12 protein-coding genes are annotated in these 15,334 nt (G+C 38.8%); 7 read left to right on the top strand and 5 right to left on the bottom strand.

Features of this window, described 5'->3' with window-relative positions:
• Nucleotides 1-145 precede the first annotated feature (145 nt).
• Nucleotides 146-4,036 carry a phosphoribosylformylglycinamidine synthase gene (gene purL / locus AACV01_RS13565; protein ID WP_161683105.1) on the bottom strand — a complete coding sequence of 1,297 codons (3,891 nt, stop codon included), beginning with the start codon at nucleotides 4,034-4,036 and terminating at the stop codon, nucleotides 146-148.
• A gap of 264 nt (nucleotides 4,037-4,300) precedes the next feature.
• Between purL and mltF the strand changes: the two genes are divergently transcribed.
• The 6 genes from mltF to AACV01_RS13535 all read left to right on the top strand — a co-directional run bounded on the left by mltF (nucleotide 4,301) and on the right by AACV01_RS13535 (nucleotide 12,260).
• On the top strand, nucleotides 4,301-5,770 hold the full coding sequence (gene mltF / locus AACV01_RS13560; protein WP_012368135.1) for a membrane-bound lytic murein transglycosylase MltF: 1,470 nt from the start codon (nucleotides 4,301-4,303) through the stop codon (nucleotides 5,768-5,770).
• Between the two features lie 831 nt (nucleotides 5,771-6,601).
• Nucleotides 6,602-7,156, top strand: coding sequence for a fimbrial protein (locus AACV01_RS13555; RefSeq protein WP_004243875.1), 555 nt, complete (start codon nucleotides 6,602-6,604; stop codon nucleotides 7,154-7,156).
• A 174-nt stretch (nucleotides 7,157-7,330) separates the two neighbouring features.
• On the top strand, nucleotides 7,331-9,817 hold the full coding sequence (locus AACV01_RS13550; protein ID WP_161683103.1) for a fimbria/pilus outer membrane usher protein: 2,487 nt from the start codon (nucleotides 7,331-7,333) through the stop codon (nucleotides 9,815-9,817).
• Nucleotides 9,818-9,848: 31 nt separating this feature from the next.
• Nucleotides 9,849-10,613, top strand: coding sequence for a fimbrial biogenesis chaperone (locus tag AACV01_RS13545; RefSeq protein WP_004243877.1), 765 nt, complete (start codon nucleotides 9,849-9,851; stop codon nucleotides 10,611-10,613).
• A 25-nt stretch (nucleotides 10,614-10,638) separates the two neighbouring features.
• Nucleotides 10,639-11,712, top strand: coding sequence for a fimbrial protein (locus AACV01_RS13540; RefSeq protein WP_004248451.1), 1,074 nt, complete (start codon nucleotides 10,639-10,641; stop codon nucleotides 11,710-11,712).
• Complete coding sequence (locus tag AACV01_RS13535) at nucleotides 11,712-12,260, top strand: fimbrial protein (RefSeq protein ID WP_004243880.1); 549 nt, start codon at nucleotides 11,712-11,714, stop codon at nucleotides 12,258-12,260. The genes AACV01_RS13540 and AACV01_RS13535 overlap by 1 nt, the downstream gene beginning before the upstream one ends.
• A 19-nt stretch (nucleotides 12,261-12,279) precedes the next feature.
• Here the strand turns inward: AACV01_RS13535 and tadA are convergent, their stop codons facing one another.
• The gene (tadA, locus tag AACV01_RS13530; RefSeq protein ID WP_004248453.1) at nucleotides 12,280-12,810 is read right to left on the bottom strand and encodes a tRNA adenosine(34) deaminase TadA; all 531 of its coding nucleotides are present in this window, start codon (nucleotides 12,808-12,810) and stop codon (nucleotides 12,280-12,282) included.
• A 312-nt stretch (nucleotides 12,811-13,122) separates the two neighbouring features.
• Here tadA and AACV01_RS13525 point away from each other — a divergent pair, with 312 nt between their 5' ends.
• Entirely contained in the window at nucleotides 13,123-13,383 is a 261-nt protein-coding gene (locus tag AACV01_RS13525; RefSeq protein ID WP_004243886.1) for a YfhL family 4Fe-4S dicluster ferredoxin, read from the top strand.
• Between the two features lie 29 nt (nucleotides 13,384-13,412).
• Here the strand turns inward: AACV01_RS13525 and acpS are convergent, their stop codons facing one another.
• The 3 genes from acpS to recO form a co-directional block, all read right to left on the bottom strand.
• Nucleotides 13,413-13,793: a holo-ACP synthase gene (acpS, locus tag AACV01_RS13520; protein WP_004243887.1), complete on the bottom strand. Its 381-nt coding sequence runs from the start codon at nucleotides 13,791-13,793 to the stop codon at nucleotides 13,413-13,415.
• Nucleotides 13,793-14,524 carry a pyridoxine 5'-phosphate synthase gene (pdxJ, locus tag AACV01_RS13515; protein ID WP_004243888.1) on the bottom strand — a complete coding sequence of 244 codons (732 nt, stop codon included), beginning with the start codon at nucleotides 14,522-14,524 and terminating at the stop codon, nucleotides 13,793-13,795. The genes acpS and pdxJ overlap by 1 nt, the downstream gene beginning before the upstream one ends.
• 69 nt (nucleotides 14,525-14,593) lie before the next feature.
• The gene (gene recO, locus AACV01_RS13510) at nucleotides 14,594-15,334 is read right to left on the bottom strand and encodes a DNA repair protein RecO (protein WP_004248456.1); all 741 of its coding nucleotides are present in this window, start codon (nucleotides 15,332-15,334) and stop codon (nucleotides 14,594-14,596) included.

The following is a 15,334-nucleotide window of genomic DNA, read 5'->3' as shown; positions in this document are numbered from 1 at the left end:
TAAATGTCACCTTTTGACGACAATGAAAAAATGATGTGTCGCCGATTTTATACATTGTTAATTTTTCCCTTTTATATCAACAAAATAAAGCCCCTCTAACTTGAGGGGCTTTGGGGTATAACACTGACTCTTTTTTATTACATCATTAGTCAAATTGCTTTCTGGCATTACGGAATAAGCGCATCCAAGGGCTATCTTCTCCCCAATTTTCTGGATGCCAAGAATGGCTCACTGTTCTAAAAACGCGCTCAGGGTGAGGCATCATGATTGTTGAGCGGCCATCTGTTGTGGTAACAGCGGTGATCCCTTTTACTGATCCGTTAGGGTTTAATGGGTATTGCTCTGTTGGTTGACCATAGTGATCAACAAAACGCAGTCCTACTAAATTTTGTGCTTCTAACTGCGCTAATTGTGCAGCGTCACGAAATTCAGCAAAACCTTCACCATGAGATACCGCAATTGGCATCTGTGAACCCGCCATACCTTGTAATAATAGCGATGGGCTATCAGTTACTTTTACTAAGCTAAAGCGGGCTTCAAAACGCTCTGAGCGATTGCGTACAAAGCGCGGCCATAAATCTGCCCCCGGAATAAGCTCGGCCAACGTTGACATCATTTGGCAACCATTACAAACCCCAAGTGATAACGTATCTTGACGTGCAAAGAATTGGGCAAACTCATCACGTAAACGATGATTAAATAAAATAGATTTAGCCCATCCCTCACCCGCACCGAGTACATCACCATAAGAGAAACCACCACAAGCAACCAGTACATCAAAATCACTTAATGAGCGTTGTGCCGTATGTAAATCGCTCATATGAACATCAATAGCATCAAATCCAGCGCGATCAAAAGCTGCTGCCATTTCCACATGAGAGTTAACACCTTGCTCTCTTAATACCGCAATACGAGGACGACTGCCTGTAGCAATATAAGGCGCCGCAATATCCTCTGCGGGATCAAAGGTTAAGTGAACATTTAATCCCGGATCGTGACTATCTTGTTTGGCACGATGTTCTTCATCTGCACATTCAGGATTATCACGTAAACGTTGCATTTGCCATGTCGTTTCAGCCCACCAGACACGTAATGTACTACGCTTTTCATGGTAAACTTCCGTTTCACGGCTTTGAATAATAATGTCATCACTTGGTGTTGCTTGCCCTAAGTAATGTAAACAATCTGCTAAACCATGTTCAGTAAACAGTGTTTCAACGCTTTCTTGATGCTCCCCTTTAATTTGGAACACCGCACCTAGCTCTTCATTAAATAGACCTGCTAAAATATCTTCGTCATAAGCACTGATATCAACATTAAGGCCACAATGTCCCGCAAACGCCATTTCGGCCAAAGTCACAAATAAGCCACCATCAGAGCGGTCATGATAAGCCAGTAATTTACCGTCGCTCACCAATTGTTGAATGACATTAAAAAACTGTTTTAACTGCTCTACATCACGTAAATCAGCCGCTTTTTGTCCTAGCTGACGATAAACTTGAGCTAATGCTGTTGCCCCTAATGCATTATGACCATTACCTAAATCGATTAGATATAAACGGTTTCCTTCTTGGGTAGAAAGCTCAGGGGTGACAGTTTTACGTACATCTTCAACACGGGAAAATGCGGTGATAACTAAAGAGAGAGGGGAAATAACTTCTTTCGTTTTTCCTTGTTCATCTTGCCAACGCGTTTTCATGGACATTGAGTCCTTACCCACCGGAATAGTAATACCTAATTGTGGGCATAGCTCTTCACCAATGGCTTTTACTGCATCATATAATCCCGCATCTTCACCAGGGTGACCCGCCGCAGCCATCCAGTTTGCGGAAAGTTTTATACGATTAAGTGACTGTACATCGCAACCCGCCATATTGGTTAAGGCTTCACCTACCGCCATTCGCGCTGATGCGGCAAAATCTAATAGTGCAATAGGGGCTCTTTCCCCTATTGACATCGCCTCGCCGTAATAGCTATCTAATGTGGCCGTTGTTACCGCACAGTTAGCCACCGGAATTTGCCAAGGTCCAACCATTTGGTCACGCGCAACCATTCCCGTAACACTACGATCACCAATAGTAATTAAGAACGTCTTCTCAGCAACGGCGGGTAAATGAAGTACGCGATAAACCGCTTCTTTTAAATCGATATCTTTACGATCGAGATATTCACCTGCTGTTTTATGTGATGTGACATCACGCAACATTTTCGGCGCTTTACCCAACAAGATATCTAAAGGCATATCTATTGGTTTATTATCAAAATGTGTATCATTTAACACTAATTCACGCTCTTGTGTTGCCTCGCCAATGACCGCATAAGGGGCTCTTTCTCGTTGGCATAGCGCATCAAATAGTGGCATTTTTTCTGGGGATACCGCTAATACATAACGCTCTTGCGACTCATTACACCAGATCTCTAGAGGACTCATACCCGGTTCATCATTTAAAACGTTACGTAACTCAAAACGACCTCCACGCCCGCCATCATTGACAAGCTCAGGCATGGCATTAGAAAGCCCCCCCGCTCCGACATCATGAATAAATAAAATCGGGTTATCATCACCTAATTGCCAACAGCGATCGATAACCTCTTGGCAACGACGCTCCATTTCTGGGTTATCTCGTTGCACAGAAGCAAAATCTAAATCAGCATCTGACTGGCCGGAAGTCATAGAAGAAGCCGCACCACCTCCTAGGCCGATATTCATCGATGGGCCACCAAGTACAATTAACTTAGTACCCACGGAGATCTCACCTTTTTGCACGTGATCTTCGCGAATATTACCAATACCACCAGCCAACATAATAGGTTTATGGTAGCCTCGAATTTCAACACCATTATGACTATTAACCTGCTCTTCATAGGTTCTGAAATAACCTAATAAGGCGGGGCGACCAAATTCATTATTAAATGCGGCTCCACCTAAAGGGCCTTCTGTCATAATGTCCAGTGCACTGACAATACGTTCTGGTCTGCCAAAATCTTCTTCCCAAGGTTGTTCAAACCCCGGAATACGTAAGTTAGAAACGGAAAAACCGACTAAACCCGCTTTAGGTTTTGCCCCACGGCCTGTCGCCCCTTCATCACGAATTTCGCCGCCAGAGCCAGTTGCTGCACCAGGCCACGGGGAAATTGCCGTTGGGTGATTGTGCGTTTCCACTTTCATTAAGATATGGACAGGCTCTTGATGATAACGGTAATGCCCTTTTTCCGTATCGGGATAAAAACGCCCAGCAACGGAGCCTTCCATTACTGCGGCATTATCTTTATAAGCCGACAAGACATAATCAGGAGTTTGCTCAAAAGTATTTTTAATCATTTTAAATAATGATTTGTCTTGCGCTTTACCGTCGATTATCCAATCTGCATTAAAAATTTTATGACGGCAATGCTCTGAGTTTGCTTGAGCGAACATATAAAGTTCTACATCAGTTGGATTACGTTGCAAACGTTTAAAAGCATCTACTAGATAATCAACTTCATCATCAGCCAGCGCTAACCCCATTTCAATATTGGCAGCAACTAGCGCATCTTTACCGTGAGCAAGAACATCAATTGTTTTTAATGGGGTGGGTGTCTGTTCAGCAAATAGCGCATTAACTTGTTGATAATCGGTAAAAATTGTTTCCATCATACGATCATAAATAAAACCGTATAACAACTGCCACTGTTCTTCGGCCATCGTATCGCTATCTATATAATAAGCAATACCACGTTCAATTCTAACCACTTGTGCTAAACCACAATTATGGGCAATATCTGTCGCTTTAGTCGACCATGGCGAAATGGTTCCCGGTCGTGGTACAACAATACGCATCTCTCCAACAAGCTCATGCTCTGTTAATGAAGGGCCATAGTGCAGTAACTTGCTTAATTTAGCTTGTTCATCTTCAGATAGCTGTCCATCCACTTTTACAAAATGGATAAACTCCGCATAAATACCACGGACAGGAAGTTGGTTTTCCTGACATAAAGTTAATAGTTTATTAATACGAAAAGCGGATAAAGCGGGGGAGCCACGCAGGATTTCCATAATATTGAGTTCTCTCTTTTAGCAGCTAGCCTGATCAATCATTCAGGGGAAACGCGCCTAGTATAATAGAATAACTGCTCAGACGAAACCGTTTGCGTGAACAAAATAACAGCATTTAACTTAGCGTGTTTTCATCATTAATTGGTGTAATCAAGTTGCGTCTTAGCAAAATGTTGAGCAAAATGGTCGATTACTGGAAATTTATCCATGTTTAAATGACTACTTTACACACAATAAAAAACAACGTTAACGAGAACCAACCTATTGAACAATATAAGGATTAACTATTTCGTTATCGTTATCATAGCGCTATTTTCAGCCGCGATTATTGCACTGAATATTACTTGGCCTGACAGGCAAAAAGCGCAGATAAATAAGATTTTATCTCGTGGTGAGCTTAGAGTGAGTACTATCCCTTCACCACTGATAACGATAAATGATAAAAAGGACCCCGTAGGTTTCGATTATGAATTAGTGAAACGCTTTGCTGATTATCTTGGCGTGAAACTTGTCGTTAATATGCGGACGAATATCAACCAACTCTTTGATGATCTGGAGAATAATAAAGCAGACTTTATTGCCGCTGGATTAATTTATAATAAAGAAAGGCTAGATACGACACGAAGTGGACCAGCCTATTTCTCAGTTTCTCAACAACTGATCTATCGTAAAGGCACATTGAGGCCTCGTCGTTTTGATGAGCTCAATGGGCGCCTTGTCGTCGCAGCCGGTTCAGCTCATGCCAGCTTATTAAAAACATTAAAAGAAACGCAATATCCTGAACTCGAATGGGAAGAGTCAGAAACTAAAACGACTTCACAGCTACTTGAAGAGTTATCTGAAGGTAAAATAACTTATGTACTAGCCGATTCAATCAGCGTCGCGGTACAACAACGCATTCACCCTAATGTTGCAGTCGCTTTTGAGGTGACGGAAAGTCGTCCATTAACGTGGTATTTACCAAATCAAGATGATAATAGTCTGTATGCAGCCATGTTGGATTACTTCAATCAACTTTCCCAAGACGATGTGCTCGCAAGGCTAGAAGAGAAGTATTTTGGTCATGTTGGTTCATTTGACTACTTTGATACACTCTCTTTTATTACCGCCATTGACTCAATATTACCGAATTATCAACCTCTGTTTGAAAAATATGCCGAGACTTTTGATTGGCGTTTATTAGCAGCAATGGCTTGGCAAGAATCACATTGGGATCCCCATGCCACGTCACCGACAGGTGTAAGAGGCTTAATGATGCTAACACGTCCAACTGCGTCAAGTATGGGTATAACAGATAGGTTAGATCCTGAAGAAAGTATCAAAGGAGGTGCACAATATTTAAAACATCTTCTTTCTCGCCTACCAGATACTATCCCTGATGATGAAAAAATCTGGTTTGCACTTGCCGCTTATAACATGGGATATGGTCATATGTTAGATGCAAGAAAGCTAACCGAACAGCAAGGCGCCAATCCTAATAGCTGGTTAGATGTAAAAGCGCGGTTACCTTTGCTCAGCCAAAAGAAATACTATTTAGATCTTCCCTATGGTTATGCGAGAGGACATGAAGCTTATCGTTATGTTGAAAATATTCGTCGCTATCAACTCAGTTTAGAGGGATACCTACAAGCAAAAGAGAGTAAAAATAAGATCCTATCGAAAGACGAAAAAGATGATTCAGCCAATACTGCTTTATTACCGCCTCGCTCCGTAGGCTCCCCCCCTTCATCTTAGTTGTCAATTATATAGCCTCTTTTTAGGGGCTTACTACCCTCGTTTTTTATTCATCTAACCACAATTTTAGCAGCATAATCCTCTCTATACCGTGCCATAACTTGGTATCCTCCCCCCTTGAAGGACGGGTTTTACTGCGAACTTGATAAAAAATGTTACTATTTTAATACTTTTTTTATTAAAAATAGTTAAATTACTCATGTTAAAAAAAATAACAAATTAATCTAAAACCACTCACAGAATGAGTAATTTGACTTAAAAACAACCAATAAGGCTATTTTTAGTACATTGGAATAGGTTATATATAAGAAAATATTAATATAAATACTTAATCATTATCTCACTATTTACTATTCATTTTGTTATTAATTTCTTACAAAAATCTTATTTATCTATGAAAATTAACTTTATTGTTACAAACAAAGCTTATAAATAACTGAAAAATATACTTTATTATATTTTATTATTAGTTTTATTAATTTTTTTAAAGTTATGTTAATAACAGCATAGTTTATAACGTTAATATAATGTTAATCATCATATCTATTAAATTTCTCTGCCATATAAACTTTTTTACCCATATTAGGAGTAATAAAGAGAATATTTCTATATAAAAAACTATCAAAAAGGAATTTATAGATTAAAATATGAAAATTGCACAAACTAACAAAATCTTATATCACTGATAGTATTTTTACTGATATCATATAAACCAGTCATTATCCGACTTGATGAAAAATGTAATGTACATCAATTTTTACATTTGGACATCAATACTATTTTTATTTTTAGTCAATAATAATACGTACTACCTTCAAGGGATCATCTATAATGAAACTGAGTAAAATTGCTTTGGCTGCGGCTTTAGTATTTGGTATTAATTCTGTTGCTACAGCTGAAAATGAAACGCCTGCACCAAAAGTAAGTTCAACTAAAGGCGAAATTCAATTAAAAGGTGAAATTGTTAATTCAGCATGTGGATTAGCAGCATCTTCAAGCCCTGTAATTGTTGATTTCAGTGAAATTCCAACTTCTGCATTAGCAAATCTGCAAAAAGCAGGAAATATCAAAAAAGATATTGAATTACAAGACTGTGATACAACTGTAGCGAAAACTGCCACAGTTAGCTATACACCAAGTGTTGTTAACGCTGTAAATAAAGATTTAGCCTCTTTTGTTTCTGGTAACGCATCTGGCGCAGGTATTGGCTTAATGGATGCAGGTAGTAAAGCAGTTAAATGGAATACTGCAACTACACCAGTACAATTAATTAACGGTGTATCTAAAATCCCATTCGTTGCTTATGTTCAAGCTGAATCAGCTGACGCTAAAGTAACGCCAGGTGAATTCCAAGCCGTTATCAACTTCCAAGTTGATTATCAGTAATCATATTGATTTAAATATCTAAATTAATAAATAAGTAATTACTGCGAAAACGCAGAGGATTTCCTCTGCGTTAAATTCAATAAAACACTTCAATTTAATAAAAATGAAAAGTAATTAAATAAATATTTATTATTTAATTACTTTTTATTTAATATAATAATTAGGCGTTTATTCATGTTAATTCCTTATTCACCCCACACAATATGGAAGACCATTTGTGCGACTTTGCTATTAAGCTTGGCGTTTTTCTCACAAGCAGAGCAGGACGATTCTGTGGAATTTAACATTCATATGCTAGACGCGGAAGATCGCGATAATGTCGACCTTTCACGTTTTTCTACCTCAAATTATATCATTCCGGGTATGTACTATTTAGATATTCGTCTAAATGGTCGCGACTTTCCTCGCCAAAATATTAATTATATTGAAGTAGCAGATAATCATTCCGTGGCTTGTATCGACCCTACTCTTTTAAAAAAGTTAACAATCAACCAAGAAAACCAAAAATATATCAAACAAATATCACCAGATTGTTTTGATATTAGCCAATTACCCGGTATCTCGATTAAAAATGATGGTGGTGTACTTGATATCACGTTACCGCGCTCATTAATGAAATATGAAGAATCTGATTGGACACCTCCGGAGCTTTGGGATAGCGGGGTCTCTGGGCTTATTTTTGATTATACACTAACAGGAACGTCAACTCGCCCTAATAAAGGCAATAATAACAATACGTTAACTGGTTATGGTCAAGCGGGATTAAACTTGGGTGAATGGCGTTTACGAGCTGAATATCAAGGCAATTATTCTTCTGAATATTCGTCTAACAATCGTTTTGATTGGAACCAAATTTATGCCTATAAGCCATTACCTGATCTCGCAGCCAAATTAACGGTTGGGGAAACTTATTTAAACTCTCAAATTTTTGATAGTTTCCGTTTTACAGGAGCCAATTTACAAAGCGATGAGAGAATGTTACCCCCTTCTCTCCAAGGCTATGCACCTGAAATTCATGGCATCGCCAATACCAATGCAAAAGTGACGGTAACCCAAAATGGACGTTTAATTTATGAGACAACCGTACCTGCTGGCCCTTTCGTAATTAACCATCTACAAAATACCGTACAGGGTCAACTCGATGTTAGAGTTGAAGAGCAAAATGGTAAGATTAACGAATTTCAAGTGCAAACCGCTAATTTGCCTTATATGACTCGCCCAGGATCTGTGCGTTTTAATACCTCACTGGGACAGTCATCCGTGAACAACCATAAAATGCAAGGCCCTCTTTTCTATCAAGGGGATTTTTCATGGGGGATGAATAATACATGGTCTCTCTATGGTGGTGCTTTACTTACCGCTAAAGATTATAACGCATGGTCTTTAGGTATCGGCCATGATATGGGACGTTTTGGTACCCTTTCTGGTGATATTACACAGTCTTATAGCAAAACCTATGATAATGAAAAAATCAATGGGATGTCTTTTAAACTAAACTATGCAAAAACTTTTGATGAGTACCACAGTACCATTACTTTTGCAGGTTATCGTTTCTCAGAAAAAACATTTCGCTCTTTTTCTCAGTATATTGATGAGCGTTATAACGGCATCAATAATAATGGCTATGAAAAAGAAATGTACACCATTACCGGTAATAAAACTTTTTGGGCTGATGATGCAGAGAAATCGACCACCCTATATCTCTCTTATCGCCACCAAAATTATTGGGATAAAAATACTCAAGAGCAGTATGGTGTCACAGTAAGTCGTAATTTTTCCATTATGGGGATTGAGCAAATCAATACCAACTTGTCAGCATTTCGTACCCAATATAAAGGGAATACTGACGATACGCTCTCTTTTAATATTTCACTACCATTAGGAAGTGGTCGCAATATTGGTTATAACTTGCAAGATAACAATGGCAAAGTGACACAAATGGCCTCTTATGCTGATAATCGTGATTATAATAATTTATGGCGCATAAGAGCAGGCTTAAGTTCTGATAAGAAAGCCAATACCGATGGTTATTATCAACATCGTTCTCAGTATGCAGAAATCAATGCCAATGCAAGCTATCAACAAGATAATTACTTAGCCGTGGGCGCAACGATAAAAGGCGGTTTTACTGCTACTCGTTATGGCGCTGCATTACACAGTAGCAGTATGACCTCTAGCACCGCAAGAATAATGGTGGATACTGATGGTGTTGCAGGGGTGCCCTTTAATGGTCAAAGCACGACTACGAACCGCTTCGGCATTGGCGTACTAACCGACTTAACAAGTTATAACAATGTTGATGCACGTATTGACGTCGATAAGATGGATCAAGATATTGAAACGCGTAAAGCCATTGCTTCAACAACCTTAACAGAAGGTGCCATTGGTTATTACCAATTTCCGGTTCGTCAAGGTGAACGCTTAATGGCTGTCTTACAGACAACTGATAATAAATACCCTCCTTTTGGTGCAGAAGTCACCAATCAAAAAGGGGAAAGTATTGGTATGGTGATGGAAGAAGGCCTTGTTTATATTGCGGGTGTTAACCTTAATGAATCATTAAATGTAATTTGGAACGGTAAAACACAATGTTCAATTACCATTCCCTCGGAAATAACAGATCCCTTAAAACATCAATCGCTCGTTTGTCAGGATCGTTAACAAATAAAATTAATAATGAGAGATAATTAACATGAACTCATTCAGCACACTAAAAACACTATTTTGTGGCTCTTTGCTGGCACTGAGTCTAGTGAATACAACGCAAGCGGGTGTTTCACTGGATAGAACTCGTATTGTATTAACGGGCAATGAAAACTCAGCCAGTGTTAATTTAAAAAATACCAGCCCTGATATTCCTTTTTTAGCGCAATCTTGGGTTGAAAATGAAAATGGGCAGAAGATCTCTTCACCCTTAGTGGCACTTCCACCGTTACAACGCCTTGATGGTGCTCAAAAAGGCGTAGTTCGCATTACAAAAACAGCTGAAGTTGGGCTATTACCTCAAGATAGAGAATCACTGTTTTATTTAAATGTGCGTGAAATTCCACCCGCACCAAAACAAGCCAACGTATTACAGATGGCGATGCAGTCACGCATTAAATTATTCTATCGCCCTAGTGCCATAGTACCTGAAAAACCGGGAATGGTTTGGCAAGATCAACTGGTGTTTAAAAAACAAGGTAATAAATTTATTGTTAATAATCCAACCCCTTATTACATCACGATTATCTCACTTTCTAATAAATTAAATGGTGAGGATAGCGATAAATTAACTACCTTCCCAGGATTAATGGTTGCGCCAAAAGCTTCACTGGATATACCAGTAAAAACCAGTAACGTTAATCAGTTTTATATGATGTATGTAAATGATTACGGTGGACACCCAGAGCTCAAATTTGTATGTCAGCAAGATAGCTGCAAAGTAGCCCCTAAAGATCAACAACCTAAATATTAATAAACTTGATGCCGGTAGGAATAAAATGATCCTCAATAAAAAAAACATTCATTCCAAATCAGTAATGCTATTTTGTGCCGGCATTGTTTCTTTAATGCCGTTGCACGCAATTGCTTATTTACAAGGTGAAGTGAGAACCAATGGTGGCCCTAATATTTTCTATGCAGTATTAGATCACACCACCTTTCCTAATAACAAAGCAGGAGAATTAGCAACAGTAAACTTTTCGTTGCCTGATCGCTATGATGGGACAGTATATTGTCCTAACTCACGTATCTATGATCGTGCATTAACCTATTTTAAAGCAACGACTGATTTACCCCCTGTTGGTAATAATTTTTATCAATTAAATGAGTATGTTGATATCAAAATTAATTTTGAAATTTGGGGGCCTAATCCTTTACCCACGGTGCCCTTTTCTGACATACCTAATAATAGAAATAACCAACAAGGTTGCAGAGTCCCCTCTTCGCCTAAACCGCATATTTCCTCAGGAAGTAGCGGTCAACTCACCTTCCGTTTAAGAAAACCCATTATTAATGGTGTCAGTCTTAATGGGCAATCTCTTGCACAAATGTATGCCATGGTAAGTCACAGCGGTGCGCCAAAAACCTATGGTTCAGAGCCCATTTCTAAATTAGTGATCACCTCGGGGATCATTACCACTAAAGATAAATGTATTTTTAATAATGGTTCACCAATTACCTTTGACTTTGGTAATGTAGGAAATACCTCTGATTATCTCAATGGACAAAACTACAAAATTACTCGCAACATCCCCATCAAATGCGAAGGGGGAAGTTTTACCGATCCTAATAGCAGAATAATGTTTAAAGTTCAGACTGGTAGCTCAGGTATTGCGAGTTTTGATTCTAACTACCTTGGTACAACAGGCTCTGTAGATAGAAGTAACTTAGGTATCGTCTTAAGAGATAAGTCAGGTACGATTATCCCACCTAACCAATATTTCTCGGTTGGCAAACTCAATAATTTCAACGGAAATTGGGAAGTAAGTGCAGCCCCCATCGCCAAAGCGGGCAGTAAAATTACCGAAGGTGAATTTTCAGCTCATGCGACACTCATTGCGGAGTTTATGTAATGAAAAACAGCATAATAAAGTCAGCTATAACTTGCTTGTTATTGCTCTCTCCGAACACTTTTGCTGCCACTGATATTATTGGTGGAGAGATGGAATTTAAAGGTGTTGTTGTTGCACATGGTTGTACGATTGTTGCGGGAGATGAAAATAAAGTTATTGATTTCAAACAAATATCTGCAAAAGATCTCTATTCACTACAAAAAAGCAACCCCGTTGCTTTTAGTATCAGTTTAGAAAATTGTAGCCAAGATATTTATAAAAGTGTCACTATCACATTAGATGGTCAAGCGCATTCAACAATGCCCAATCATATAGCCGTTACTGGGAGTGGCTCAGAAGATCCGAAAAGTATTGGCATCGCTTTTACCGACAAGGCACATAATATTATTGAATTAAAAAAACCAAGTGCTCCTCAACAGCTTAATAATAAACGAGTACAATTTGATTTTATGGCCTATGTTGAAGCAACATCATCAGCTATTCAAAATCAAACGATACTCACAGGACCATTTCAAGCACAAGCAACCTATACACTCAATTACCAATAACAATTAAGCCAAATAGATGCTATTTGGCTTTCTCTTGTATGATTAAGCCTTGAGTAATTAAACGTTGCTGTTGTTTCAGTTGTTTTTTCTCTGCCCTTCTCATCTTAAAAAACTGGCTCAAGAGTTGTGCGCACTCCTCACCTAAAACACCCGATGTTATTTCAACTTTATGGTTCATTCCGGGATGTTGCAAAATATCAATAAATGAGCCTGCGGCACCTGTTTTTAGATCAGATGCACCATAGACCACTCTTTTTACACGACTATGCACAATTGCTCCAGCGCACATAACGCAAGGCTCTAACGTGATATATAATGTGGCGTCAAGTAGGCGATAATTCTGTAGATGTTTCCCACCTTTACGCAATGCCATAATTTCCGCATGTGCAGTAGGATCATTATCAATAATGGAGTGATTCCAACCTTTAGCAATGATTTTATTATCAGCGACTAACACGGCTCCTACAGGAATTTCACCGAGTTGTTGTGCTTTATGTGCCTGCTCAATCGCTTTATGCATCCAATAAATATCATCTTTAATTTTATTCACAAGAACATCTCTTCATTATTATACAGCGCGGTATTGTAGCCTGTTTTAGATTGATAACTAAAGATATTAGCGTGTGAAATGTTATAAAAGATATTCCCCTCTGCAACATCAATATATTTAGAATCTTTCACGTATATGATAATCTCACACTCTTTTGTATATAATTGTGTATTTATTTTGTGTGGCAGTGCTCTATTATTTGTAGTAACACTGTCAATTTGCAGTAAAAATACAACCAATAAACTAAAAGTAACATATAAGTGCAAGATATAAGTTACTGTAATTTAATAATTTATATATTAAGTGACTGATATGGCTTTACTAATTACGAAGAAATGCATCAACTGCGATATGTGCGAACCCGAATGTCCTAACGATGCCATTTCAATGGGGAATGATATTTATGAAATCAATCCTGATCTTTGCACTGAATGTGTAGGACATTATGATAAACCGACTTGTCAGTCGGTATGCCCTATCACGAATACAATTATCATCGATCCTGCTCATACTGAATCGCAAGATGAATTATGGGAAAAGTTTGTACTGATCCACCACGCTGACAAAATCTAAGCAAACGCAATCGGGAATAAATTTAAGCGTTATTTTTCTAAAATAACGGTTGCACAGGCGTAACGTTGCTCATCAGCCAGTGTCACGTGAATAGCATTTATTCCCGCTTTTTGCGCCATCTCTTTTGCCACAGCTAAAAAGTGCAATGTTGGTTTACCTAATTCATCATTAGCGACTTCAAAATGGTTAAATGCCAATCCTAAGCGAATGCCTGTACCTAATGCTTTGGCTGCGGCTTCTTTTACCGCAAATCGTTTAGCTAAAAAACGAACAGGTTGTTTATGTGATTGATATATAATCCATTCATTATCAGTAAGAATACGTCGCGCGAGGCGTTCTCCTGAACGCCCTATTATCTCTTCAATACGTGATATCTCAACGATATCCATACCTATACCAACAATAGCCATTAGCGACGCGCTTCTCTCATTAGGCGTTTCATTTCTTCAACGGCTGGTGCAAGCCCACTAAATACCGCTCGACCAATAATCGCATGACCAATATTGAGTTCATAAAGTTCAGGTAATGCAGCAATACGTTGTACATTATGATAATGCAAACCATGACCTGCATTGACTTTTAAACCTTTAGACGCTGCATAGGTTACCGCATCACGAATGCGAACAAACTCCTTCTCTTGAGCCTGTTCATCTTCAGCGTCAGCATAAGCACCGGTATGAATTTCAATAAAAGGTGCGCCGACACGATCTGCTGCATTAATTTGCTCATGGTCAGGATCAATAAATAAAGAGACTTTAATCCCCGCTAATGATAAACGTTTAATCGCATCAGCCACTTTCTCTTCATTACCAACCACGTCTAAACCACCTTCTGTGGTCACTTCTTGGCGTTTTTCAGGCACTAAACAACAAAAGTCAGGTTGAGTTTGGCAAGCAATCTCAATCATCTCTTCTGTTACCGCCATTTCTAAATTTAATCTTGTTTGAACCGTTTGGCTGATCAGCATTAAATCACGATCGGTAATATGACGTCTGTCTTCACGTAAATGAATAGTGATCCCATCAGCACCCGCTTGTTCCGCAATAAATGCCGCTTGAACCGGATCGGGATAAGTTGTACCACGGGCATTACGTAGGGTTGCAATATGGTCAATATTAACGCCAAGTAGAATATCAGACATGCTCTTCTCCTGAAAAATAACGTTGTATTACCTTAGTTTACACATTCCATAGAGAAGAAAAAGACAATATTATTTATCCTCTATCAATACGCTTTTTTTCGCACACTTTTTAATAGCAAATTGCCGAAACAGCTCTCTACTTTTTAATGGTTTTCCACCTAAATAAGGTTTCAATGCCATTCGTGTAAACCTTTTTGCTGCTTTCAATGTGCCAGCCGTAGGAAATTCTCGTTTTGCCAGCGATTTTAATTCCAATCCAGTAAAACTATAGTGATCAACCACCAAACTGGCAATAAAGCCTTTTTCTTCTCGGTATCGATAAGTCATGGTATCAGAAACTGGTTCACCACTTCCTGCACAATGCAAAAAGTCTAGGCCATAACCCAATTGCGTTAATAACGCTAATTCAAAGCGTCTTAGAGCAGCTTCTGGAGTGGTTTCACTGGCAGCAAGGATTTGCAAACAAGATAAGTATTCGAAAAAAAGCGTGCTATATGATGTGCCATTTTCCAAAACACGAGAAAGTAATTCATTGAGATACAGACCACTGTAAAGTACTGTGCCTGTTAATGGTAATGCTAAAGAGATAGGCTCAGCATCACGGAGAGTTTTTATCTCACCTCGCCCACTCCAACGAATGAGCAAGGGAGTAAAAGGTTGAAGAGCTCCTTTTAAAGGAGAGCGACGGCCGCGCGCACCTTTTGACAATATGCGCACTCGCCCTTCATTCTCAGTGAAAAAATCGAGCAATAAACTCGTTTCACTGTAAGGCCGAGCATGGATAACAAATGCACGTTGCCAGCCTTCCAC

Origin of the sequence: Proteus sp. G2609 (genome assembly GCF_963896135.1) — a bacterium.
GTDB classification, from domain to species: Bacteria; Pseudomonadota; Gammaproteobacteria; order Enterobacterales; family Enterobacteriaceae; genus Proteus; species Proteus mirabilis.
This window is presented reverse-complemented; position numbering and strand designations above follow the sequence as displayed.